Source organism: Azonexus sp. R2A61, assembly GCF_021401135.1.
Lineage (GTDB): Bacteria > Pseudomonadota > Gammaproteobacteria > Burkholderiales > Rhodocyclaceae > Azonexus.
In genome coordinates, this window is the sequence record NZ_JACBFO010000002.1 from 22,369 (window position 1) to 45,144 (window position 22,776).

Below are 22,776 nucleotides of genomic sequence, written 5' to 3' on the forward strand. Positions count from 1 at the left end.
CGCCCACTGCGGGCGCCCTTCCAAAGCCGGACATCAAACGTCTGTCAGTCCTTGGATTTGAAATCGTCGTGGCAGGCTTTGCAAGTCTGGCTGTATTTGCCGAATTGCGCCTTGATCGCAGCGACATCGCCACTTCCCGCAACCTTCGCCAGTTCATTGGCTTCCCGGTTGAAATTACCGGCCAGTTCGGCAACGCGTTGAGGATTCTTGAAGAAATCGGGTTTGGTCGCCGTTTCCTTCCACCCCTTTCCCGTCTCGCTGCCTGCGGCAAAAAGCCCGCCAATCCCGCTGTTCGCCAGGCCAGCAATCGCGTTCGCGGCCCGTATGACTTCGTCCTTGTTGAACTGTCCATCGACATTTGCCTTGATCCGGCCACTGTTCCATGCCAGCACCTGATAAACCGATTGCCGCCATTTGATCAGTTGTTCGGGTTTGGGTGCCTGTTGTGCAAAAGCACCGCTTGCGCCCAGCAGCAAACTGGCACCGACAATCACCGAAATGCATTGCTTCATTGAAAACCTCCATGAGTTGATAAAGGGACGTCCACCCAGGCGGGGCTAGCCACCCAGATGCTGATTGAAGAAATCGATCGTGCGCTTCCACGCCAGCCTCGCGGCGGCTTCGTCATAGCGGGGCGTGGTGTCATTGTTGAAACCGTGCTGAACACCGGCATAGATATGGGCTTCGTACTTCACCCCATGTGCTTTCAGCGCCTCTTCGTACTTTGGCCAACCGGCATTGATGCGCGTATCTTCACCGGCGTAGTGAATGAGCAGAGGCGACCTGATCCCGGCAACATCGTCGGCGGCAGGCTGTCCGCCATAGAATGGAACCGCAGCGCCCAGATCGGGAATCTGCGTCGCCAGGAAATTGGCGATCCCGCCGCCATAGCAGAACCCGACGACGCCTACCTTGCCGTTGCCGTCCGGCAGTTTCTTCAACACATCGACTGCCGCAATGAAATCCTGACGAATCTTGCTCTGATCGAGTTTGGGGAAAAGCGCTCTCGCCTTGTCCTCATCACCGGGATATCCGCCGAGCGGAAACAGAGCATCCGGCGCAAAAGCAATGAAGCCATCGAGCGCAAGCCGACGGGCTATGTCTTCGATATGGGGATTGAGCCCGCGGTTTTCATGAACAACCAGAACCAGCGGTGCTTTGCCAGCAAATTTCGCCGGACGAACCAAAAGACCACGTAACGAACCGCTTCCCTTCGGCGAAGGAAAGATCGCGTATTCGCTACGAATCCGAATATCGTCCGGACGAACCTGCTGCGCCTCGGCGAAACGCGGATTCAAGGCCGAAAGCAAAGCCTCCGCACTCACCCCGGCAACCGCATATTTGGCCGCCGACTTCAGGAAATCCCGACGCGGCAAAAGTCCGTGAACGTATTTATCGAAGAGACGCAACACCTCCGGATGAAAGTCTCTGGCTTGCTTACGCCACATTTCTCATTCCTTTCAGCCAAGTCTCGCCTGGCAATATTGGGAGCGAAGCGGGTTCGTCGGACGAGAAGCCATCGAACCCGCTCCGGGTCAAATTACAGCTTGGTACTGATGGTCACACCGAGCCAGCGCGGCAAGCGAGGGGTATAGCCATCCCAACCAGCCACGTGAGCGTCTTCATCCAGTGCGTTTTTGGCGATCAGGTTGATATCGAACAAGCCATCCCGACGACCGATCCCGATGCCGAGATCCAGGATGCCGTGCGCCGGCATCTTGTCGTAGATCGACGAGCTGGTCTGGTAGCTGGTCGTGTACGCGTAGTTCGCCGAGGCGTGGAACACCTTGTTCCCGAATACCGGCAGGCGGTAGTCGAACCCCAGCTTGGCCTGGAATTTCGGTGCGTTGTTCAAGGCATCGCCCTTGGCGTTGTAGTAACGAGCACTGGCCGGCAAGGTTCCCGGATTTTGTTCGTTGGGGAAAGGCAGCCAAGTATCCTTGGAGTAGCGCGCATCGTTATACGCCGCAGCGATACGGAAATTGAAGTTCTGGATGCCGGTATAGAAAGCATCGACCTCGAGCCCCTTCACCCTGACCCCTGGCAGATTGCCAACCCGACTGGCAAAGGCCTGGCAATCGGCACCAGTACAAGTCCCGCCGGCGATGTTGGCAGCAGTCTGCACCGGATCGGCCTCATAGACCGTCGTCTGGAAGTCGCGAATGTCATTCAGGAAAACGTTGGCGTTCAGGAACAGCGTCTTGCCCGGTGTTGATGCCCGAAACCCGAGCTCGTAGCCATTGATGCGCTCTTTCTCCACATTCGACGTCACACCAGCCGTGGATATCTGCGACATCCCGCCCTTTTCACCGTACTGATAGGAACCGAACAGAGTGAAGTTGTCGCCAAACTTCTGCGCCAGGGCAAGTTCATAGGAACGGATCGGACCTTGCCAAGTAGGCGCAGCCTTGACGCCATAAAGGCTGCCCGGCTGCAGGGTGCCGTTACGCACGCGTGCTGCCTGGATCAGTTGGGTCTGCTGGGCAGGCGTTAACGTTGCATAGCTGGCGGCCGAGCCGAAATAGCGCTGAGCCAGACGGTCGGCTGCCAATGCCGCATCAGCCCCCCCGGCCAGACCTGCTGTTGTCGCACTGTTACCGAAAGCTGTCGTCAGGTCACCACCGACGCCGGGATCGAGCAACAACACGCCCTGGCTGGTTTCCCTGTTTTCCGTCGAGAAGCGGTAGCCGGTCGTCAAAGTAGTTGGTTCGGCAAGATGCCAGTCTGCCTTGGCATAGGCCCCCTGGGTCTTGTTGTTGACGTAGGTCTGAGTCCCCTTGTAGGCGAGATTCAGTGAGTCGCGCAACAACGCCTGGCCGGTGCCATCGGCTATCAGCACGTTATACGGGCTGGTAGGAGTTCCCTCCGCCGCCTGGAACGCCCCGGCATCGCTGCCATAGCGCGTGCGGGTCAACGAATCGTTCTGCGAACTCAGGTAGAACAGGCCGGCCACGTAATCGACCAGCTTGTTGTTCTTGTCCGACAGGATGCGGAATTCCTGGCTCTTCTGCTTGTACTCGGTGATGTAGCCGCCGCTCTTGGTGATGTCATAAGGCGTACCCTCGTCATTGGCCGCGCTGAACCAGTGAGTGCGGTGGCCGGTGATCGACTCGAAACGATGGCCGGCGACGGTCCAGTCCAGGTTCAGCGTCTCGCCGGTCGAGCTGGTCATGATCGAGCCGTTGTTGTCGACGTTGGCCGGGTATTTGTAATAGTCGCGCGCGGTATCCCAGGTCACGCTGCTGTTGCTGAACCACGAACGCAGGTATTTCTTGTAGGTCGCATCGACCAGGTTCAGCGGACGTGCCGTGCCATCGCTGTAGGTCGCCGGCTGCGGCGAGCGGATGCTCAGGCCGTTGACGTATTCGCCGCCCTTCGGCTGACGTTCGACGCTCAGCTTGGCGTTGAAGTTATCGGTCGGCGTCAGCAGGAACTGGACGCGGCCGAAATTGCGGTCCACGTTCTGATAGGTGCCGCGTTCCTCGAGATCCGGAAACTGGTTGTTCCAAGGACCGTCCGCCTGTTCGCGGCGAAAGGTGCCACGCCAGGCAAGTAGACCGTCAACTACCGGACCGCCAACAATCGCCGTCGCATTCAAGGTGTTCCACTCGCCCAGCGTGATCGATGCTTCGGCTTCCGGCGTGAAGCTGGGCGCCTTGGTCTTGAAGCGGATGCCCCCGATACTAGCCTGCTTGCCGCCGGCGCTGCCCTGCGGACCACGCGACACCTCGGCGGTATCGATGTCGACGAAGATGTAGCCGTTGACCAGCGGGGTATAGCCCAGGCTGACGCCATCCAGCACGGTACCGATCGACGGATCGATCTGGTCGCTCGAACCGGTGGTGATGCCGCGCATGGTCAGGCTGCCGGTCCGTGGGTTCCCGTAGTTGAACTGGACGTTGCCGACCCGGCGCAAGACCTCGGTGATATTGGTTGCGCCAAGGCGCTCCAGTTCCTCGCCGCTGACCGCCGAAACCGACTTGGTCTCTTCCTGCAGCTTCTCGACGGTCGACTGGCGGCGGATCACCACCGCCTCCAGTTCGGTAGTGGCGGCGGAACTGGAAGCGGCCGCGCCAGCCCCGGCCAAACTCTCGTTCGCTGCCTGACTATTGCCGCTCTTCTCCGCAAGTAGGCTTTCACTCGCCTGCAGCGCTGCGCGCAAACGCGCAACCTCGGCCTGCAATTCGCTGACCGATTTTTCGTCCGCAGCCCAAGCCGGACCCAATGCTCCAACCGCAATACTGGCAACTACCCAGGCCGTAACCGGCTTCAACCGGAAACCACCTTCGCTTTCCCCACGGCGACCGTAGTGCCGCCCCTGTCTTTTTAATCCGCTCATGGCCAAACACTTCTCTGAATGTTGAAGGAGGAGAGTTGGCAGCGAATAGTGTGCCCAGCCAGAAAACCTTTTTTAAAAAAACAAAAACAGACAATTATTCATGGACTTGAACGAAATAAACGATAAATCAACAGTCTCACATTCAACTTGATATTGCTTATTGGCAAACACCTGAACAGCAAACTGTTGAAATAAATACAGCCGTCCTCAAACCATGAAAAAAACGATAAGTTATTCCGTTTTATTTATTTTGTGACGGTGCAATATTTCTACTGTTGCGGCAGAAACAAGCGCAACAAAATTAGCTTCCCAGGAAGCAGCGAATGTCAGACAGACGATTTCAAAAAAACCAGCAAAAAACAAAAAATACAAAATAAACAACAGCTTAAAAAAACAGAGAGAAAACAAATCCCGCCAGCAGTGCCATAAAGAACTTGGCACGCCTCTTGCCCTTCTGTGCCACCTGAATGAAACAGGATGGCTTGGGCAATCCCAAGCGTTGACCAATCATTTTGAAATACCACTCTGGAGCGTTTTATGAAATTCGAACTGAAATACAAATCGTGGCAACTGGCTTCTGCCCTACTACTGGCGAGCGTAACGGCAAGCTTATCCTTCCATGCCTATGCGCATCATGCGTTTGCCGCAGAATTCGATGCCGACCAACCAATCGAAATCAAGGGAACCGTGACCAAGTTCAAATTGGTCAACCCGCACAGTTGGCTATATGTGGACGTGCAGGACAAGGATGGCACGACCACCAACTGGGGATTCGAATTCAGCGCCCCCAATGCCCTGGCCAATCGCGGGCTTTCGAAGGCGGATATCAAGCCGGGAGATTCGATCAGCATCAAGGGTTATCGCTCCAAGAATGGTGGTCCGTTCGGCTATTCGGTATTTGCCACGCTGGCTGACGGTCGCACCATCCAGACAGGCGGAGCCCAGGATGCACCGAGCTCGAACACGGCTACCCGCTGACAGCGATTTGCCATTTTTCCCATCGTGATTGATCAATCTTCATCGGAGAGCGTTTTGTCGAATCTCACTCCTTCCGAACACCAATCCATCGCCAGCAGTCATGCTGGCGATGCCGTGAAACTCACTCGCCGACGCGTATTAGGTGCGCTGTTGGGCCTCGGTGCGGCAGCAAGCTACCTCCACCCCAATGGCGCACAAGCGGCTGCCCCTGCAAACCGGGGGAAAATTCCTCGCCTCGCCAGTGGCAAGCCGGATTTCTCGGGCATCTGGCAAACCCTTAGCGAAGCCGACCATGGGCTCGAACCGCACGGGAATCGTGCTGACGCCCCCCCGGGGCCCGGGGTCGTCGATGGAAACTACATCCCCTATCTGCCGGAGGCACTGGAACGCCGGCGGAAGAACTTCGAGCAACGCGACAAACTTGACCCAACGGCCAAAGGCTGGACGCCCGGTGTTCCCCGCCTTGCCTACTACCCGGCGCCGTTTCAGGTGTTCCAGCGCAAAGAGGACATTACGATCGTTCCGCAATTCGGACACGGCGTACGCACCATCTGGACCAATGGAACCCGGCACCCGGACGGAGAAGCCAAGGAATACTGGCTAGGCGATTCCCGCGGCAAATGGGAGGGAGATACGCTGGTCGTCGATGTCGTCGATTTCAACGATGAAACATGGCTGGACCGGGCGGGAAACTTTCACAGCGAAGCCCTGCATGTCGTCGAACGCTGGAAATTCCTCGATCCGGACACCATCGAATACTCGGCGACGCTGGAAGACCCCAAGGTCTACAGCCGGCCATGGCGCTTAAGCGTATTGCTGCACCGTAGACGGGACAGAAACTTCCAGTTGATCGAGGACTATCGATTCACGGTTCCCTACGACCAGTACTACCCCCCCAAAAAGCCCTGAACCCGATTCAGCGTCGATGACTATCCTTATCGAAAAGGATGATATGAACACCCATATCGGTAACAAAAACTTCGCCAGAAGCGCCATTTCACTCGCCATACTGATCTCCCTGGCATGCGGGGCACAAGCTCAGCAAGCGCAAAACAACCGGACCAATCCCCCCGCGGGCAGCGGGATCGCCAACGAACGATCTTTCCCGCAAATCGCGTCCGGCAAATGGACAGGGGCCAGGCTGGCCGACGGCCAGCCCGACGTGCAGGGTCACTGGTCGAACACCATTGCCAACCACAACAACTTCACCGACCCGCAAGGCGGCATCATCAATGACCCGAACCGTCGTAGCCGGCCAACCACACCGCGCGAAGAACGCGCGCCGAGCCGAGTGAGCGATCCACCAGACGGGCAGGTTCCCTTCCAACCCTGGGCAGCCGCCAAGGTGAAGGAGTTCCAGGAATATTTCAATAATCCAATCAAGCCCGAATACATCGAGCCCCTGGCTCGCTGCGCCCCCGGTGGGGCGATCAAGTCGTACTACTGGCACGGTTTCGAGATTCGTCAATTTCCCGGCTATGTCGTGATCCTGTTCAACTCCGGCACACGCATCATCCCGATCAGCGACAAGCCGCATCTGCCGGAAAACATCAAGCTATGGATGGGCGATTCCCGCGGCCGCTGGGAAGGCAATACCCTGGTCGTGGACGTTGCGAACAACAACGGCAAGGCCTTGTTCGGTCGCAGCGGAGAATTCCACGGACCCAATGCCAGGATCACCGAGCGCTACATCTTCGACACCAGCAACAAGCGCTTCAACTACGTTGCAACGGTGACCGATCCCGAGGTCTACACCCGACCGTTTACCGTAACCATTCCTGCCCGTCGGTGGACTGCCGACGACAAACCGAATGGCTGGCATTTCGAAACTCGACTGGCCAATCACGACGGCAAGGAAAGGATTCTCGAACGCGACGAACGGATTTGCACGGAGAACAACGGCGGCTTCGGCATCGTTGCCACCGGTGGCCGACGCTGAAAATCCATCGTTCAACATAAAAAGCCCGGCAGATTCACCTGCCGGGCTTTTTATCTTTCAACGTTCATCCTTCAAAAGACCGCGCCATGCTCAAGGTTGACGCAGATAACGAGCATGACATCCCTCGCATAGCGCATAAATCCGGTTCGATTCGGCAACGCAGGCATCTACGTCATGCCCAGCGGCTTGTCTGGCGAGTTGTTCAGCACTGGCTGCCATGTCCTTGGAAAAAGACCGCCATTCGTCGTCGACCGCAGGCATCGAGGAGTGCGTCAGTAGCCGGTTAGCTTCGATGGCCAGCCCCCGCGCAGCGGCTTCGACTGCCGACCAGTCCGGCGCCTGATCCGGCAATTCTGCCGTCGCATCAAAAATCACCCCGGACAAGGGGGCGACGCGCTCGCGCATCGCCTGTGCCAGCCCCTCGCCCGCAATGACCCAAGAAGCAGAAAACGCGACAGCCGACAGCACAATCACGATACCGGCCAATGCCGAAAAAGCAGACCTGCACACCGGATCTGGCCAACTCACCCTATTTGACGGGCGCTTTCGCAGCGTTCGGATACCAGAATCTTGCATGGCATGATTCGCAAGCTTCCTGAACCTTTTCCCCGGTCTCCAGCAATGCAGCCGGATTCTTGTTGCCGACAGCCACCAGCAAAGCTTCGGTCGACCGCTGAAAAAGCGCAATTTCCGCATTGAAACCGGCCCAGTCGGCATCGATCGCCCGGGCCACTTCATCGGCGGAATAGACTCCCGGCACGTGGGTATCTTCGACATTCCCGCCGGCGGCGACCACCGGGCGATGCAAACGCAAGGCATTGGCAGACTCGACCAGGATCACGGCCTGCTTGCGCAGTTCCTTCCAGGCTTCGTCGCTTTCCGGATGCTGCGCCACGGGACCCTCCTTGGTGATCTCGATGCTGACGGCCCCCCAGAGGGCATCGGCGGCCGGATCGACAAGCGCCGACATCAGATCCTGCAGCGAAACCGACGTGGCGCTCGTCGGCCGCAGCGCCGATGCCGAAACCTCGGGCCGTTCGCAAGCGCCGACCAGGAAAACGCTCGCAAGGAGCATGACGAAATGGCGTGACTTCATCGCAGATATCCTTTTTCAGACAAAGCCGATGGCACGCCCGGTCAACCCGACGCCAAACCAGAGCACGACCGACAGCACGATGCTGACTTTGGCAAGTGCCGGACTGGGTTTCTCCTGATTGGTCACATGACGGTAGATCGTGAACTGAAGAAAGATTGCGGCAACCAGAATCCATATTTTGGCGATGAAGGCCGGATTGTAGAAATAGAGCGTCGGAGCCGAGATGAACATCAGGATGCCGCTGACCACGGCGGAAACCAGCCCTCCCCAAATCAACAGTTTGGGCTGCCGGCTCAAGCTCGGAATCGACTGGTTGCCGAGCACGACGCCGGCCAATCGCAAATTGATGAATACGACTGCGGCCAGCAGGAAAATGAAGCCGAGAATGTGAAACACCTGGGCCGTCGCACCGACCAGATGATCCGATTTCGCAATGGCATGGGCCAGTGCGGTGTTCTGCAAGGTCGTGAGGATTTCGAATGTGGATGACATGGAATGAGACTCCAAAAAAGCTTGCGTCAGGGCAGATAAGGGATCAAACGCCCGGAAATGATCACCAGGCTCCACACCACCAGAGAAATCAGACCGGCATAGCGGACATTGGTCGGCAGAACCTCGTGGTTCTCCAGAACTTCCGGCTGCTTGGCCAGCTTGAACTCGAAATAGAGGGCGTTGAGACCGGCAATTGCGATGAAGATGAACTTGGCGACGAACGCCGGACTCACGATGACCGTGGCCGCCTCCGACCAGAAGAGCAATACCCCGGTGACGAAAATCACCGCGAAGCCCCCAAGCACGATCGGCCGCAACTGACGCAGCAAATCGATCGCCGGTACGTTCTTGAACAGCACCCCAACCAAACGGAGATCGATCAGGAAAAGCAGGCCAACCGCAACCGACAAGCCGATTAGGTGAATGCCTTCAATCAGAGGGAAAGCGTAAGAGGATTCGGCCAGAGCAACGCCAAGGCTTGTTGCCTGGATATGCTCGGCCAGTTCGACGATGTAGGACATGGACTATTCTCCACGGAGCCTAAGCCCCGACGACAAAAGTGAAACAGGCTGGTAATCAGTTCTTGGGCGCAGGCGGCACAATCTTTACCAACGAACCGCCTTCGGCCTCGTAATCCTGCGCGCCAATCGCCCCGGCCACCTTGAAGCCGTTCCTGGCCAGGAGATCGGCGGCGGCAACGGCACGCCCGGCATGGTTGGAAACCGTCACGATGCTGCGGTCCTTCGGCACGAAAGCCAGATTTTTTTCCAGCTCCCGGGACTGAATGCTCAGATACACGGGAAAGCCTCCGTTTTTGGTCAACTCATCCGGCCGGCGCACGTCGAGCACCAGCAGTTCTGCCGGTTTGGCCAGCAAGGCATCAAACTGTGCCCGGTTCAGTTTTTGTGACTTGGCGGCGGCAGCCTGTGCAGCGCTACCGGTATTAGCCGTCTGTTGGGCATGGGCCATCAAGCTGCCCATTGCCAGCATTGCGACGCCCATAAAGGTGACAATTGATTTCATGAATTCGTCTTTTCCTAAGGATTCTTGACATGCAGGACGCCCGAAATGGTGTTCTGCAGTATCGAAAGCAAATTTCGATGCCGTATTCAGCTACGCAGCAAACGTGCCAGACCCATCGAGAAAAAGCCAAAGGCAGGCCACGCAAGGCATTGATTAATAAAAACAAATAAAACACGGAACTCATACCCAAAAAACGGGTAAAGCAAACTGCTGAATTTCGGGCAGCCCAAGCGATTCACTGTTTATCCGGCAACAATCCGTGCGCTAGAAACCGAATTTCAAACTGGCACGCAAGGTCCGGGGCTCGAGCGGATGAACCAGACGACCGTCGATCGCTCCGCCACTGCCGCAACCGCCGGTTCCGGCCAATGCTTCGCTGCGCGCACAAGCACCGCCCCAATACTCGATGTCGTTGGCCTTTTTATCGAACAGATTCAGTACATCAAGCGTGGCTTCCAGCTGTCGGCTCAGGCGGTAACCGAGTTTCAGATTGGCCATCCAGAAAGCGCGCGACTTTTCCTCGCCACTTTCCGCCAGGGGATAGGCGCCCAGGTAACGGAAACGAACGCCGCCGAACCACGATCCGGCATCATCGTAGGCAACCCCGATCGAGGCTGCGAGAGGTACCGCATTCGGTACATCCCTACCGCCATTTACCGCCTCTCTGAAACGGGCTCGGGAAATGGCCAGGTCGGCATCGACGATCAAGCCATGCCGCAGAGAATAATAGTTGGACCATTCGATACCGCTTCGCGTCGAGGCGCCATGTGGCTCGGTCACCCCCTCGTCACCGATGAATACCAGCTCGGACGCCAGATTCATCTGCCACACCGACAGGCTACTGTTCCAGCCGGGCAAAGGGCTGGCCCGAACCCCCAGTTCTCCGCCAATGGCACGGACAATCAGCGGTACAGGTTGGACAGCGGCCCCATCCCGGGGGTTAACCTTGGCCGTCGCACCACGAGCATCGTTACTATGAAAGCCGTGGCCCCAATTGGCGTAGAACTCGGTTTGCCCAAGCAACTTGAACGGCCCGAACACCGCCCCCAGTTTCGGACTGAATTGGCCGGCAACGGCACTGCCGCCGTTTTGTCCATTGAAAACCCCGCCCAACGGCGTTGCTTCGGCACGCAGATGATCGTAACGAACACCGATATTGGTGCGTAGCCAAGGCAACCATTGCGTGCGAGCATCAACGAAAATACCGGCTGCAATTTCGTCGACCTTGTCCTCGCGTACGGTCTCGACGCGCTGCCGGTTAACCGTGTTGTATAAACTGACCTTACCGATCCGGTCCTGGCGGAGATGGATACCGGCACTCAACTCGGTTTGCCGCCATTGCGGGCCGAGAAACCAGCCCTGTTTGAAACCACCGCCCCAGAGGATGCGACGATCGGCCTGTTCATGCTGATCGCCATCGAGCCCCGAAATATATCCGGAAGGTGACGAAAACAGGTTCAATTCGTTGTCGACCGCATAAACGCTGGCTCGGCTGAATCCTTGCTCACCGGTTTTTGCCCATTCGAACGAAAGACTGTTGCGACGCGTCTTGCCGCCGTCATTAGGAGACAAGGTGCCGTAACGCCCTATTTCGCCGTTGTCGATCGCACGTTCCGGCACATGTTCAGAAGCGACCCAGTGAGCTTTGTAAAGCAACAGGGAGACGGCGACTCCATTGGCGGCATCCCCCCGGGAAAGACGAAACACGGCGTTCTTTTTCCGCAGGTTCTCGGGCTGCTCCCAGGGCCCGTCGTTGCCCATCAATTCAAGGCCGCCGAGCAAAGTCCAATCGCCGCCAAGCCGGGTACTGCCTGCACCGAGCAAGCGTCTGTAACCGTTCCGCCCCAAACCGATCGCGGCGAAAGGCGCATCGAGATGGCGCCGGTAGTCGATCTTCGCACTACCGGCAGTGGCAAAATCGCCATCTTCAGCGTCATAAACGCCTTTTCGATAGCGGATCGCGCCAATCAGTTCCGGAATCAGGAAATTGAGATCCATGTAGCCCTGACCGTGCGCATGCGTCACCAGATTGATCGGCATCCCCAGTACCTGCGTGGAGAAATCGCTGCCATGGTCCAGATTGAAACCGCGCAAGAAATACTGGTTGGCCTTTCCGTCGCCGGAATGCTGCGTGACGATCATGCCCGGTACGACTTCAAGCACTTCCGCAGGCCGGAGCAACGGACGGGTCGCCAGTTGTCGTGCCGTTACCGTCCCTTCGCTGGCCGATTCGGCTTCGCCAATAAGATCGCGGCTGTGATTGACCACGGTAACCTCCTGCAGGGTTGGAATACCCGCTGCCATCGATGACAGGGAATGGACAGCGAGGATGGCCAGCCAGAACGGCCGCAGGGAACGGAGAATCATCGGATCCTTCAAGCTTGTATGTTTGGTTTGATTGGTGGCGCTCTCGTTGCAGGCACAAGACCACCCGATGGCTACGGTCGACGAACCGCAAGCGGATTTTTTGGATATTTCAACCTGGCGTCAGGTGAATTACGGTTACTCAGAACGTTACTTGCGTTACCCGGGCCGATCCGACAACAGCCGCTCAATCGCCCTCTCCTGCGGTCAACGGCCGCGTGACCAGGATTTTCCCCGGCGCATTCATCGCCCCCAGACCACTGAACTGATAGAGCGCTTCAAACGACGGGGTCGTCTGCTGGGCGAGCAATTCCGCCACGCCATGACGCGAACTCAGGAGATCGGCCAGTCCTTTCAGGCCAATATCGCGAAACCCCGCGACAATCAGGACCCGATTGCCAGCCGCACCGGTAAAGGAAGCCAGATAGGCAAGTTGCACCTGGGCCGCCATGGCGTCCGTCGGAATGCCATTGCCGGAGACGTACGACCGGCCGCTGGCTTTGTCGACCAATTGATCGTAACTGCGCCCGACCCGGAATCCCGAAGTGGCGAACACCAAATCTTCCAACACCCGCATGCCGCTCAGATGACCGATATAGACGATATGGCTGTTGCGGATGTTCTCGGAGACCAGTTCGGACGACAGAATCACTCCCCAGGGTTTCTTGCTGCCGCTGTTCAGTACCAGATCCAGCTTGTGCAGCGCATGGGCGATACCGGTTGGCAGGTAACTCAGGCCGACATCGAACTGCCGGTTACCGAGAGAAGGATTTTGCTGAACCGCCTGCGCCAGTTCGACCGGGGAATTGATGTCGAAGTCCCTGACCAGACGCCCAACCCTGCCACGGTCGTCGGATTCGGCAAACAGGTAATAATCCCCGACGACGACGACGACCGGCTTGTCGTCGGCAAACAACGGCGCCCATAGCGCGCTGTCACGAAGTTCCCTGCCCTCTTCACTTTGACGGCCACGCCCATCGTCAAACAGGAAAGCAAAATTCCACAGCAACGACAGCAACAGCAACAAGGCCAAACCCGATACCAGCAACCGGAAACGCTTTATCGCCTCCGTTGACAAGCGTTGTGGCGGCGAGCTCGCGGGCTCGGGAAGCGCAAGGGCTTCCCAGGCCAGCCGATACTCGCCTTTGGGGATGATCAATCGACCGTTTGTCAAGACATGTGGCTGGCGATAGTAATCGTCCAACTTACGCCGGAGTTTGTGAACGTAGACGCGAACCAGCGCATCCTGGGTCACATCAAAACCGTCATGACGCCCCAGCACTTCCACCGCTATCTCGAATTCTTTGGGCACTCGCCGCGCCAGATGGCAGGTATCCAGATAGTCGAACAAACGGACAAGCTTGGGGCTACGTACAAGAAAGCCGCTCTCCCGGATAGCTCGGACCTGATCGACGATTGGCGAATCATCCGAGTGATCGGCGTCAGGGGCTTCCGATGACGTCGTGGAGAAATCCATATGAAAAGTAACGTTACTCGCGAAACTGGCGAGTATGAACAGCGCCCCACGCCACGCCAAAGACAAAAAGACGCATAGCTTATCCAGCCAACAACGGGAATATGCGCATATAGCGCCAGCCTCTAAGGTATGCAAAAAAACGTCGTTCCCCGAAACGACCCCACAGGCATAAATTGCCGTCGTGCATCAAAGGAGACCGCCATGCCGCTTACCGAACTCGTCAATACGCTCAACGCCCAGCACGGCCGCTCGCGGCATACCGTCGCCGGCTACGAAAGAGGCCTCGATCACCCGTTCGTGTCGCACGAAGGGCGGGTGTTCATGCACTACGCGGGCATCCGGCTGGAATCGAAATTCCTGCCCATCGTCGAGGCCCGGAGCGGCAAGTTCCACGGTCATGCTTCGAGCATTCAGGCGTTCGGCCTGTCGAACAACATTCCGATGACGCCGGAAGCCGTTTTCGTGTTGCCCACCGACAACGTCGAATTCATCCAGCTCGATCGTCTGGTCAGGACGCTGCACGCACTCAATTACCTGACCAGTCCGCGCCGGGGCAACCTGTTGCTGCGCGTACATCCGCGCCACATCCTCAGCGTCCCGGCCAATCACGGACTGGCGTTCGAGGAAATCCTCCGCCCTTGCGGCTTGTTCCCCGAACAGATCACGCTGGAAATCGATACCGACGGCGTCGAGGATACGGCGCACTTCACGCGGGCCATTGCCAGCTATCGTTCGCGCGGCTATCACATCGCGGTTTGCCAGTTTGGCCGAACCCGGCTGGATTTCGAGTTTCTCGAAGCCCTGCGTCCGGACATCGTCAAACTGGCGCCCAGCCTGATTGCGTCTTCCCGGCCAATCGAACCGATCATCGAAGGCATCCATCGATTGGGCGGCAAAGTCCTGATCGAAGGACTCGACGCAGGGCAGCTTCGGCAGGCGGCTTCCCCGCTCGAAATCGATCTGCTGCAGGCCCACAACCTGGATGCTCGCGCCATCCAGTCGGCGAAAGACGAGCTACGCAACGCGGCATGAGCGGTCGCGATGCCGGAAAGAAAAATGGCCCGCCATGCGGGCCATTTCCTTTTGCTGCCGACCAACTCAATCCTGGCTGCTGGGCAGCTTCAGCGCGGCCTTGATCGCTTCTTCGCCGATGTCCGGGCACACCTTTTCGATAAAGGCATGCGCATAGGAGCGCAGGTAGGTCCCGCGGCGGACCGCAAGGTGTGTGGTGTTTGCCGGAAAGAGATGGGGCACCTCGATCAGCGAGAGATTCCTGTCCTGTTCAGGGTTGTAGGCCACCGAGGCGACTACGCCGACCCCCAGGCCGAGCCCGACATAGGTTTTGATCACGTCGGCGTCGATGGCCGACAGCACGATGTCGGGCACAACCCCGGCCTCGGCAAACGCCTTGTCGACATGCGCCCGCCCGGTGAACCCTTCGTGATAGGTGATGATCGGGTACTCGGCCAGGACCTCGAGGGTGATCTCCTTCTCGTTCAGCAACGGGTGACCATGCGGCACGATGACCGCGTGGTGCCAGGAATAGAACGGAAAGGACGTCAGTTCCGGTGCCTTGTTGACGGCCTCGGTGGCGATGCCGACATCGGCCTGCCCGCTGACCAGCAACTCGGCAATCTCGTTCGGACTGCCCTGCAGCAGGGTCAGGTGCACCTTCGGGTAGTCGGCCTTGAACCATTTGATGATCTTCGGCAGCGCATAACGGGCCTGGGTATGCGTGGTCGCCACGACGAAATGCCCGGTCTCCCGGCTGGCGAACTGATCCGCGATCCGGCGCAGGTTCTGCGTATCGAGCAGGATACGCTCGACGACCTGAAGCAGTTCCTTGCCCGGCTCGGTCAGCCCGAGCAAACGCTTGCCGCGGCGGACGAAAATCTCGATGCCCAGTTCGTCCTCGAGATCCTTGATGTGTTTGCTGACCCCGGGTTGCGAGGTGTACAGGGCATTGGCCACTTCGGTCAGATTGAAATCCTGGCGCGCTGTTTCCCGGATGATGCGCAACTGCTGGAAATTCATAGGAATCCTGTCAGGTTATATTTTTCGGATAGGAAGCACAGGCACCACTTTATAAGAAGGCGATATCGCCAAATATAATTAATAAAGAGAAGTTAATCAGAAAAAAGAATTTAGCGCCCGATGCCTTTATCCCGCGAACGCTGGACCCGGTAGCCGTGGTTGCGCAGCAACCGCACCGCACCATTGATGTTCTTCCTGACCTCTTCAGGCAGGCCCTCCGGTGGATCGGCAAGCGGTTCGGGCGGCAGGAGTTCCAGCCCGTAGTGCCTGAGCCAGGCCAGGATGGCCTGCAATCCCTTGTGACCGATGCCGTCGGCACGCTGCAGGCGCCGAAAGCCCAGCGCATGGACATCCTGCGGGGTGAATTCCGGACGATCGAACAGCTTGCACAAAGCATTGCGCTGCAGCGTCGGCAGCCCGAGCATCTCGCCCCGTGGCTGATTCTCTACCAGAGCGGACGCCGCCGATGCGGACGCACTCTGATCCTTATTTTCAATCATGGTTGAACCAAGGCCTGAACCGGATTAATGGACAAAAACCCGTCAAAGCATAATCAGCCGCCGCCAACGAACAACGATCCATTCCTTATAAGGTTATTCGCCGAAATCCCCGATCCTTATCCCGCTTCTTACCTTATTCGATTTAAATCGTTGGCGGCCCCGGGAGCAGGCGGCACAGTTCGGCGCACGGGAGGCGAGCCGCTCTCCCGCATCGAACCGAATCCACCTCAGGAGCCGCCATGAAATCCCTGTTTGCATTTGCCGGATTGAGCGTCGCATGCCTTGTGCACGCCGCGCCACCGACCGACGCCGAACGAACCGTCGGCTATTACGCAGCCAACTGCTTCAACTGCCACGGCACCGAAGGCAAGGCCGTTTCTGCCATTCCGGCCATTGCCGGGCGCGACCGCCAGTATCTGGAAGAAACCCTGAAGGCGTTCAAGGCCGGCACCAAATCGGCAACCATCATGCACCAGCTCGCCAAGGGCTATACCGACGAAGAACTGGCGGCCCTGGCCGACTACTTCTCGCGCCGGCAGTGAAGGAGAACAACCCATGACCCGCTTCAACGAAGAACGCCGCCGCCTGCTGCAGGCTTTTGGCGCCTCCGCCGCGTTGACCGGCGCATCCCTGCTGCCCGGCCAGGCACTGGCTGCCGGCAAACCGCGCAAAACACTCGGCCGCGTCGTCGTGATCGGTGCCGGCTTCGGCGGCGCCACGGCCGCCAAGTACCTGCGCAAATGGAGCGATGGCGCGATCGAGGTCGTGCTGATCGAACGCAATGCGCAGTTCATTTCCTGCCCGACCTCCAACGAAGTTCTCGCCGGTAATCGCGAATACGAGACGCTGGTGCATTCCTACGACGGCCTGAAAAAGCACTGGGGGATCAAGGTCGTTCATGCCGAAGTCACCGCCGTCGATACCGACAAGCGTCGTGTCAGAACCGACAAGGCCGGTGAATTCGCCTACGACCGCCTGGTCGTTTCCCCGGGCATCGACTTCCGCTTCGCCGATGTCGCCGGCTACGATGCAGCGGCCCAGCAGCAGATTCTGCATGCCTGGAAGGCCGGTCCGCAGACGCTGGCGCTACGCAAGCAACTGCTCGACCTGCCGGACGGCGGCGTCTATATCCAGAGCATTCCGAAAGCGCCCTACCGCTGCCCACCCGGCCCTTACGAACGGGTCAGCCAGATTGCCCATTACTTCAAGCAGCACAAGCCGAAATCGAAGATCCTGGTGCTCGACGCCAACGAACAGATCATTTCCAAGGGCAAGCTGTTCAAGGCCGTCTGGGACGACGATTACAAGGACCTGATCGAGTACCGCCCGAACTGGAACCTGAACGAAGTCGATGCCGCCGGCAAGACGGTGATCAGCGAGCTCGGCGACCGCGAAACGGGAGGCGTCATCAACCTGCTGCCACCGCAGCATGCCGGCAAGATCGCGCACGACATCGGCGCGGTCAACGCCAACGGCCGCTGGGTCACCGTCGACTGGGTAAGCCTGGAGTCGACCGCGGTCAGGAACGTCCATGTGCTCGGCGATGCCACGCTATCGGCGCCGGCCATGCCGAAATCGGGGCATATGGCCAACCAGCACGGCAAGGCCGCCGCCGCCGCGATCGTCGAGATTCTCTCGGGTCGGGAAGCCAGGCCCGTGCTGATGGCCAATACCTGCTATTCGCTGGTCGACGGGCGACGCGCCATCCACGTCGACTCGGTGCACCGCTACGATCCGGAAAAAAAGGCCCCGGTTCCCGTCGCCGGCTCGGGTGGGGTTTCCGCCGCCCCTTCCGTTGAAGAAGGCTTGTTCGCCCGGGCCTGGGCCAAAAACATCTGGTCCGACGTGCTCTCCTGAGCCGACGACCGATTGCGCCTCCCCCAATCCGCAGGCTCATTCCGGGGCCTGCGGATTTTTTCATCCGGACCGAAAATTCGAGAAAGCCTTGAACAATGAGCGGCAAAGTTTTCGTCGATGCAAACTACCGATTCATTGCCGCCTATCAGGAGGTCAATGCCAGGATTGCGCAACGCCAGCAATCGCTGGCACTTTACGTCGCCCTGACCGGCACCTTGCTGGCCGGCTTGCTGGCCCTGCACCGCGGAAGCGGCAGCGAGCAATTGCCGGTCGAATGGCTGGCCTTCGGCTTTCCGCTCGCCAGCCTGTGCCTGGCCTTCCTCAACTACAAATCGGAACGGGCAATCACCAATCTGCGCGCCTTCCTGTCGTCGTTGGAGCGACTCGAAGATTCACACTTGAAACTGCCGAGCTACAACACCGATCCGCGTTGGGCACACGGCGTCAACAAGGTGCGGCGCTTTCACGATCTGACCTGCGCCACGCTGGCCAGCGGTGCCAACTCGATCGGCCTCGGCGTGATCCTGCAGCTTTACCCGGCACGAATCGCCGAGCACGCCTGGCTGATCGCCCCGCTCTGCATCGCCTCGCTCGCCTCGATCGGCGCCCTGCTGATCATTCCCCGCTGGAGCTATCGTCCGGCCAACGAAGATCCGATCGGTCACTGATCCGGAAAAATGCGAATGGGCCCGCAGGCCCATTCGTCCGATACCGTGATGTTCGCCAGACGCCTCAGTTGGGTGCCACCGCAGCGCCCTGCCGCTCGAACACCTTGAGGCGTGACGGCACGAGCCGGACCAATTGACCGTTCCGGATAGCCAGTTCGGCCACGCGATCGCGCGTCAATTCCACCTCGAAATGCTGGCCGCTGGCCCCATTGACGCCTTCCAACTCGACCCGCGCCGTAACGCCGAAGGACAGCACGCGGCTGACCTGGGCGGCGATCCCTGCGGTCGACGCCGGATCGATGTCGATTTCCAGTTCATGCGGCCGGGCGAAGGCGACGACTTCGGCACCGTGATCGAACGCATGATCGGCGTGCGGCACGATGTCGTTTTCGCCGACGCGCAGGGCCTGCCCGTCGACCCGGCCGTGGAACAGATTGACCGAGCCCAGGAAGCTATAGACGAACGGCGTCGCCGGATGCCGGTAAACCTCTTCCGGCGAACCGATCTGCTCGACCTGGCCGTGGTCCATCAAGACCACGCGGTCGGCGACTTCCAATGCCTCTTCCTGGTCGTGAGTGACGAAGATCGAGGTGATGTGCAGTTCGTCGTGCAGCTTGCGCAGCCAGCGGCGCAATTCCTTGCGCACCTTCGCATCGAGCGCGCCGAACGGCTCGTCGAGCAGCAGCACGCGCGGCTCCACCGCCAGCGCCCGGGCCAGCGCGATGCGCTGGCGCTGACCGCCGGACAGTTGCGACGGGAAGCGGTCGGCCAGCCAGTCGAGCTGGACCAGCTTGAGCAGTTCGAACACCTTCTCGCGAATTTTCGCTTCCGACGGCCGTTGACCGCGCGGCTTCATGCGGATGCCGAAGGCGATGTTGTCGAACACCGTCATGTGCTTGAACAGCGCATAGTGCTGGAACACGAAACCGACCTGGCGCTCGCGCACATGGGTGGCCGAGGCGTCCTCGCCGTCGAGCAGGACCTGCCCGGAATCGGCCTGTTCCAGCCCGGCGATGATGCGCAGCAGGGTGGTCTTGCCGCAGCCGGAAGGCCCGAGCAGCGCCACCAGTTCCCCGGTCGGAAAATCCAGCGAGATGTCGCCCAGCGCGGTGAAGCTGCCGAACTGCTTTTTGATGTTGCGTACTTGTATGCTCATGATTCGAAATTTCCGTATTTCCGGCCGTCGACCGCAATAATCACTTTTTCAGGACGATGATCTGGTCGTACAGCGCCCCGTCGGCAAAATGCGCCTTCTGGACGGCCGCCCAGCCGCCGAGCTTCTGATCGACCGTGAAGGTCTTCACCTTCGGGAACTTGGCGGCGTACTTCTTCAGCACCGCCGGATCGCGCGGACGGAAATCGTGCTTGGCGATGATTTCCTGACCGGCCGGCGAGAACAGGAAATCCAGATAGGCCTTGGCCACCTTCTCGGTCCCGCGCTTGGCCGCCACTTTCTGGACCACGGCGACCGGCGCTTCGGCCTCGATGGTCAGCGACGGGTAAACCACGTCGAACTTGTCGGCACCGAATTCCTGCGCGATCAGGTTGGCCTCGTTCTCGAAGGTGACCAGCACGTCGCCGATATCGCGTTGCGTGAAGGTCGTCGTCGCGCCGCGGCCGCCGCCGTCGAGCACCGGCACATTGGCGAACAGGCGCTTGACGAAGTCCTTGGCCCCGGCCTCGTTGCCCGTCTTGTCGAGCGCATAGCCCCAGGCAGCCAGGTAGGTGTAGCGACCGTTGCCCGAGGTTTTCGGGTTGGGCACGATGACCCCGACGCCCGGCCTGGCCAGATCGTCCCAGTCCTTGATCTGCTTCGGATTGCCCTTGCGGACCAGGAAGATGCTCGTCGTCGTATACGGCGCCGCGTTGTGCGGGAACTGCTTGCGCCAGTCGGCAACGACCAGGCCGCCGCGCTCGACCAGGATGTCGATGTCCGGCGACTGGTTCATCGTGATCACGTCGGCATCGAGGCCGGCGGCAACCGACATCGCCTGCTTGGACGAACCGCCGTGCGACTGGTTGACCGTCAGGTCGCCACCGCCCTGCTTTTTCCAGGCGGCGACGAAGGCCGGATTGATGTCCTTGTACAACTCGCGGGAAACGTCGTAGGACACGTTCAGGATCGAGGTCTGCGCCAGGGCGCTGCCAGCGAAACACAGGGCCAGCACGCTCAGGGAACGGCGCAGGCTTTTTTTCAGTTGTCCGGCGTTGGGGGTCATGTCTTGCTCCTTTTCAGTGTTTGTGTGGCACGCCACTCGATGAAGGTTTTCAGAACCAGCGTGACCAGGGCCAGGATGGCCAGCAGCGAGGCCACGGCAAAGGCCGCCGAGAACTTGTATTCGTTGTAAACAATCTCGATATGCAGGGGCATCGTGTTGGTTTCGCCGCGGATGTGCCCGGAGACCACCGAGACCGCGCCGAATTCGCCCATTGCCCGTGCATTGCAGAGAATCACGCCATACAGCAAGGCCCACTTGATGTTGGGCAGCGTGACATACCAGAAGGTCTGCCAGCCCGAGGCGCCAAGCACCGTCGAGGCCTCCTCCTCGTCGCGCCCCTGGGCTTCCATCAGGGGAATCAGTTCGCGGGCGATGAACGGGAAAGTCACGAAGATGGTCGCCAGGATGATGCCGGGGACGGCAAACACGATCCTCATGTCGTTCTCGATGAACCACGGCCCGAGCCAACCGGTACGCCCGAAGACCAGCACGTAGATCAGGCCGGCGACGACCGGCGAGATCGAGAACGGCAGATCGATCAAGGTGATCAGGAAGGATTTGCCGCGGAACTCGAACTTGGCGATGGCCCAGGCCGCCGCGATCCCGAAGACCAGGTTGAGCGGTACCGAGATCGCCGCCGCAAGCAGCGTCAGCTTGATCGAACTCAAGGCATCGGGCTCGACCAGGGCGACGAGGTAAGCCTCCCAGCCCTTGCGCAAGGCCTCGTAGAAGACGATGAACAAGGGCAGCAGGATGAACAGGGCGAAGAAGGTCAGCGAAACGCCGATCACCGTCCATTTCACCCAGGCGGATTCCCGGGTGGCCGGATTGGATTCGTAGCGCCCGGCCAGGTCGCTGTGCAGATGCAGTGCGGTGGCAGCCATTATTTGATCTTCCCGTTACGCTTGGCCGTCCAGGCCTGCAGGCTGTTGATCGTGATCAGCATGACGAAGGAGACGATCAGCATCACCGTTGCAATCGCCGTCGCGCCGCGATAGTCGTACTGCTCCAGCTTGGTGATGATCATCAGCGGCGTGATTTCCGACACCATCGGCATGTTGCCGGCGATGAAGATGACCGAACCGTACTCGCCGACGGCGCGGGCGAAGGCCAGTGCGAAACCGGTCAGCAGCGCCGGCAGCAGCGTCGGGAAAATGACTCGGCGGATCGTCTGCCAGCGGTTGGCCCCGAGGCTGGAAGCGGCTTCCTCCAGCTCGAAATCGAGATCCTCGAGCACCGGCTGCACCGTCCGCACGACAAACGGCAGACCGATGAAGACCAGGGCCAGCAACACGCCCCACGGCGTGAATGCCACCTTGATGCCGAACTGCGATTCGACGATGCTGCCGACCCAGCCGTTGCCCGCCCACAGGGCGGTCAGCGCGATGCCGGCAACAGCGGTCGGCAACGCAAACGGCAGATCGATCAGCGAGTCGACGATCTTCTTTCCCGGGAACGAATAACGCACCAGGCACCAGGCCAGCAGCAGCCCGAACACCGCGTTGATCGTTGCCGCCGCCAGCGAGGCGCCGAAAGTGAGTTGGTAGGAAGCCACCACGCGCGGCGTGGTGACGATGGCCCAGAACTGCTCGAAGCTCAGTTCCATGGTCTTGACGAACACCGCCGACAACGGAATGAGCACGATCAGGGACAGCCAGGTCAGCGTATATCCCAGCGACAGCCTGAATCCCGGCAAGGCGTTATGGCTGCTCATGAAACGCCCCTTTCTCTGCGGGCTGTCGAAGGCCGGCACGACCTTCCGAGGCAAAGCGTCTGCTGCATGAAAACTC

23 protein-coding genes are annotated in these 22,776 nt (G+C 59.2%); 7 read left to right on the forward strand and 16 right to left on the reverse strand.

What is annotated here, in order from left to right; genetic code table 11:
- Positions 1-44: 44 nt before the first annotated feature.
- The 3 genes from L0962_RS05155 to L0962_RS05165 all read right to left on the reverse strand — a co-directional run bounded on the left by L0962_RS05155 (position 45) and on the right by L0962_RS05165 (position 4,339).
- Positions 45-512, reverse strand: coding sequence for a cytochrome c (locus tag L0962_RS05155; RefSeq protein ID WP_234085142.1), 468 nt, complete (start codon positions 510-512; stop codon positions 45-47).
- 45 nt (positions 513-557) lie between these two features.
- Positions 558-1,448: a dienelactone hydrolase family protein gene (locus tag L0962_RS05160; protein ID WP_234085144.1), complete on the reverse strand. Its 891-nt coding sequence runs from the start codon at positions 1,446-1,448 to the stop codon at positions 558-560.
- A 92-nt stretch (positions 1,449-1,540) separates the two neighbouring features.
- Positions 1,541-4,339, reverse strand: a complete 2,799-nt coding sequence (locus L0962_RS05165) for a TonB-dependent receptor (protein WP_234085148.1) — start codon at positions 4,337-4,339, stop codon at positions 1,541-1,543.
- A 537-nt stretch (positions 4,340-4,876) separates the two neighbouring features.
- Between L0962_RS05165 and L0962_RS05170 the strand changes: the two genes are divergently transcribed.
- The 3 genes from L0962_RS05170 to L0962_RS05180 are packed head-to-tail and all read left to right on the forward strand — an operon-like array spanning position 4,877 to position 7,256.
- Complete coding sequence (locus L0962_RS05170) at positions 4,877-5,317, forward strand: DUF6152 family protein (protein ID WP_234085149.1); 441 nt, start codon at positions 4,877-4,879, stop codon at positions 5,315-5,317.
- Positions 5,318-5,371: 54 nt separating this feature from the next.
- Complete coding sequence (locus L0962_RS05175) at positions 5,372-6,226, forward strand: hypothetical protein (protein ID WP_234085161.1); 855 nt, start codon at positions 5,372-5,374, stop codon at positions 6,224-6,226.
- Between the two features lie 16 nt (positions 6,227-6,242).
- Positions 6,243-7,256, forward strand: a complete 1,014-nt coding sequence (locus L0962_RS05180) for a hypothetical protein (protein ID WP_234085170.1) — start codon at positions 6,243-6,245, stop codon at positions 7,254-7,256.
- A 90-nt stretch (positions 7,257-7,346) separates the two neighbouring features.
- On the opposite strand, the gene L0962_RS05185 is transcribed toward L0962_RS05180, so the two are convergent.
- The 7 genes from L0962_RS05185 to L0962_RS05215 all read right to left on the reverse strand — a co-directional run bounded on the left by L0962_RS05185 (position 7,347) and on the right by L0962_RS05215 (position 13,708).
- Positions 7,347-7,730, reverse strand: coding sequence for a hypothetical protein (locus tag L0962_RS05185; protein ID WP_234085172.1), 384 nt, complete (start codon positions 7,728-7,730; stop codon positions 7,347-7,349).
- Positions 7,731-7,785: 55 nt separating this feature from the next.
- Entirely contained in the window at positions 7,786-8,352 is a 567-nt protein-coding gene (locus tag L0962_RS05190) for a cytochrome c (protein ID WP_234085174.1), read from the reverse strand.
- Between the two features lie 15 nt (positions 8,353-8,367).
- Positions 8,368-8,844, reverse strand: a complete 477-nt coding sequence (locus tag L0962_RS05195; protein WP_234085176.1) for a DUF6644 family protein — start codon at positions 8,842-8,844, stop codon at positions 8,368-8,370.
- Positions 8,845-8,870: 26 nt separating this feature from the next.
- Positions 8,871-9,365, reverse strand: coding sequence for a DUF6644 family protein (locus tag L0962_RS05200; protein WP_234085178.1), 495 nt, complete (start codon positions 9,363-9,365; stop codon positions 8,871-8,873).
- A gap of 55 nt (positions 9,366-9,420) precedes the next feature.
- Positions 9,421-9,867 (reverse strand): rhodanese-like domain-containing protein, encoded by a 447-nt coding sequence (locus L0962_RS05205; RefSeq protein WP_234085180.1) that lies wholly within the window; start codon positions 9,865-9,867, stop codon positions 9,421-9,423.
- 264 nt (positions 9,868-10,131) lie between these two features.
- Positions 10,132-12,234, reverse strand: a complete 2,103-nt coding sequence (locus tag L0962_RS05210) for a TonB-dependent receptor (protein WP_234085188.1) — start codon at positions 12,232-12,234, stop codon at positions 10,132-10,134.
- A 184-nt stretch (positions 12,235-12,418) separates the two neighbouring features.
- Entirely contained in the window at positions 12,419-13,708 is a 1,290-nt protein-coding gene (locus L0962_RS05215; RefSeq protein WP_234085190.1) for a helix-turn-helix domain-containing protein, read from the reverse strand.
- 201 nt (positions 13,709-13,909) lie between these two features.
- Between L0962_RS05215 and L0962_RS05220 the strand changes: the two genes are divergently transcribed.
- Positions 13,910-14,740, forward strand: a complete 831-nt coding sequence (locus tag L0962_RS05220) for an EAL domain-containing protein (protein WP_234085192.1) — start codon at positions 13,910-13,912, stop codon at positions 14,738-14,740.
- A gap of 66 nt (positions 14,741-14,806) precedes the next feature.
- On the opposite strand, the gene L0962_RS05225 is transcribed toward L0962_RS05220, so the two are convergent.
- Together L0962_RS05225 and L0962_RS05230 are read right to left on the reverse strand one after the other, a co-directional pair.
- Positions 14,807-15,742: a CysB family HTH-type transcriptional regulator gene (locus L0962_RS05225; protein ID WP_234085194.1), complete on the reverse strand. Its 936-nt coding sequence runs from the start codon at positions 15,740-15,742 to the stop codon at positions 14,807-14,809.
- A gap of 110 nt (positions 15,743-15,852) precedes the next feature.
- A complete protein-coding gene (locus tag L0962_RS05230; RefSeq protein ID WP_234085196.1) occupies positions 15,853-16,242 on the reverse strand; it encodes a hypothetical protein in 390 nt (129 codons plus the stop codon).
- A 239-nt stretch (positions 16,243-16,481) separates the two neighbouring features.
- Between L0962_RS05230 and L0962_RS05235 the strand changes: the two genes are divergently transcribed.
- The 3 genes from L0962_RS05235 (at position 16,482) to L0962_RS05245 (ending at position 18,767) form a co-directional block, all read left to right on the forward strand.
- Positions 16,482-16,784, forward strand: coding sequence for a c-type cytochrome (locus L0962_RS05235; RefSeq protein ID WP_234085198.1), 303 nt, complete (start codon positions 16,482-16,484; stop codon positions 16,782-16,784).
- Between the two features lie 13 nt (positions 16,785-16,797).
- The gene (locus L0962_RS05240; protein ID WP_234085200.1) at positions 16,798-18,099 is read left to right on the forward strand and encodes an NAD(P)/FAD-dependent oxidoreductase; all 1,302 of its coding nucleotides are present in this window, start codon (positions 16,798-16,800) and stop codon (positions 18,097-18,099) included.
- Positions 18,100-18,194: 95 nt separating this feature from the next.
- Positions 18,195-18,767, forward strand: a complete 573-nt coding sequence (locus L0962_RS05245; protein ID WP_234085202.1) for a hypothetical protein — start codon at positions 18,195-18,197, stop codon at positions 18,765-18,767.
- A 64-nt stretch (positions 18,768-18,831) separates the two neighbouring features.
- On the opposite strand, the gene L0962_RS05250 is transcribed toward L0962_RS05245, so the two are convergent.
- From L0962_RS05250 to cysT, 4 genes are read right to left on the reverse strand one after another with little or no spacing between them, the layout of a single operon-like run.
- Positions 18,832-19,923, reverse strand: a complete 1,092-nt coding sequence (locus L0962_RS05250; protein ID WP_234085204.1) for a sulfate/molybdate ABC transporter ATP-binding protein — start codon at positions 19,921-19,923, stop codon at positions 18,832-18,834.
- A gap of 40 nt (positions 19,924-19,963) precedes the next feature.
- Complete coding sequence (locus L0962_RS05255; protein ID WP_234085206.1) at positions 19,964-20,986, reverse strand: sulfate ABC transporter substrate-binding protein; 1,023 nt, start codon at positions 20,984-20,986, stop codon at positions 19,964-19,966.
- Entirely contained in the window at positions 20,983-21,870 is an 888-nt protein-coding gene (cysW, locus tag L0962_RS05260) for a sulfate ABC transporter permease subunit CysW (protein WP_234085208.1), read from the reverse strand. The genes L0962_RS05255 and cysW overlap by 4 nt, the downstream gene beginning before the upstream one ends.
- Positions 21,870-22,700, reverse strand: coding sequence for a sulfate ABC transporter permease subunit CysT (gene cysT, locus L0962_RS05265; RefSeq protein WP_234085210.1), 831 nt, complete (start codon positions 22,698-22,700; stop codon positions 21,870-21,872). Before cysT ends, cysW begins: the two co-directional genes overlap by 1 nt.
- Positions 22,701-22,776 lie beyond the last annotated feature (76 nt).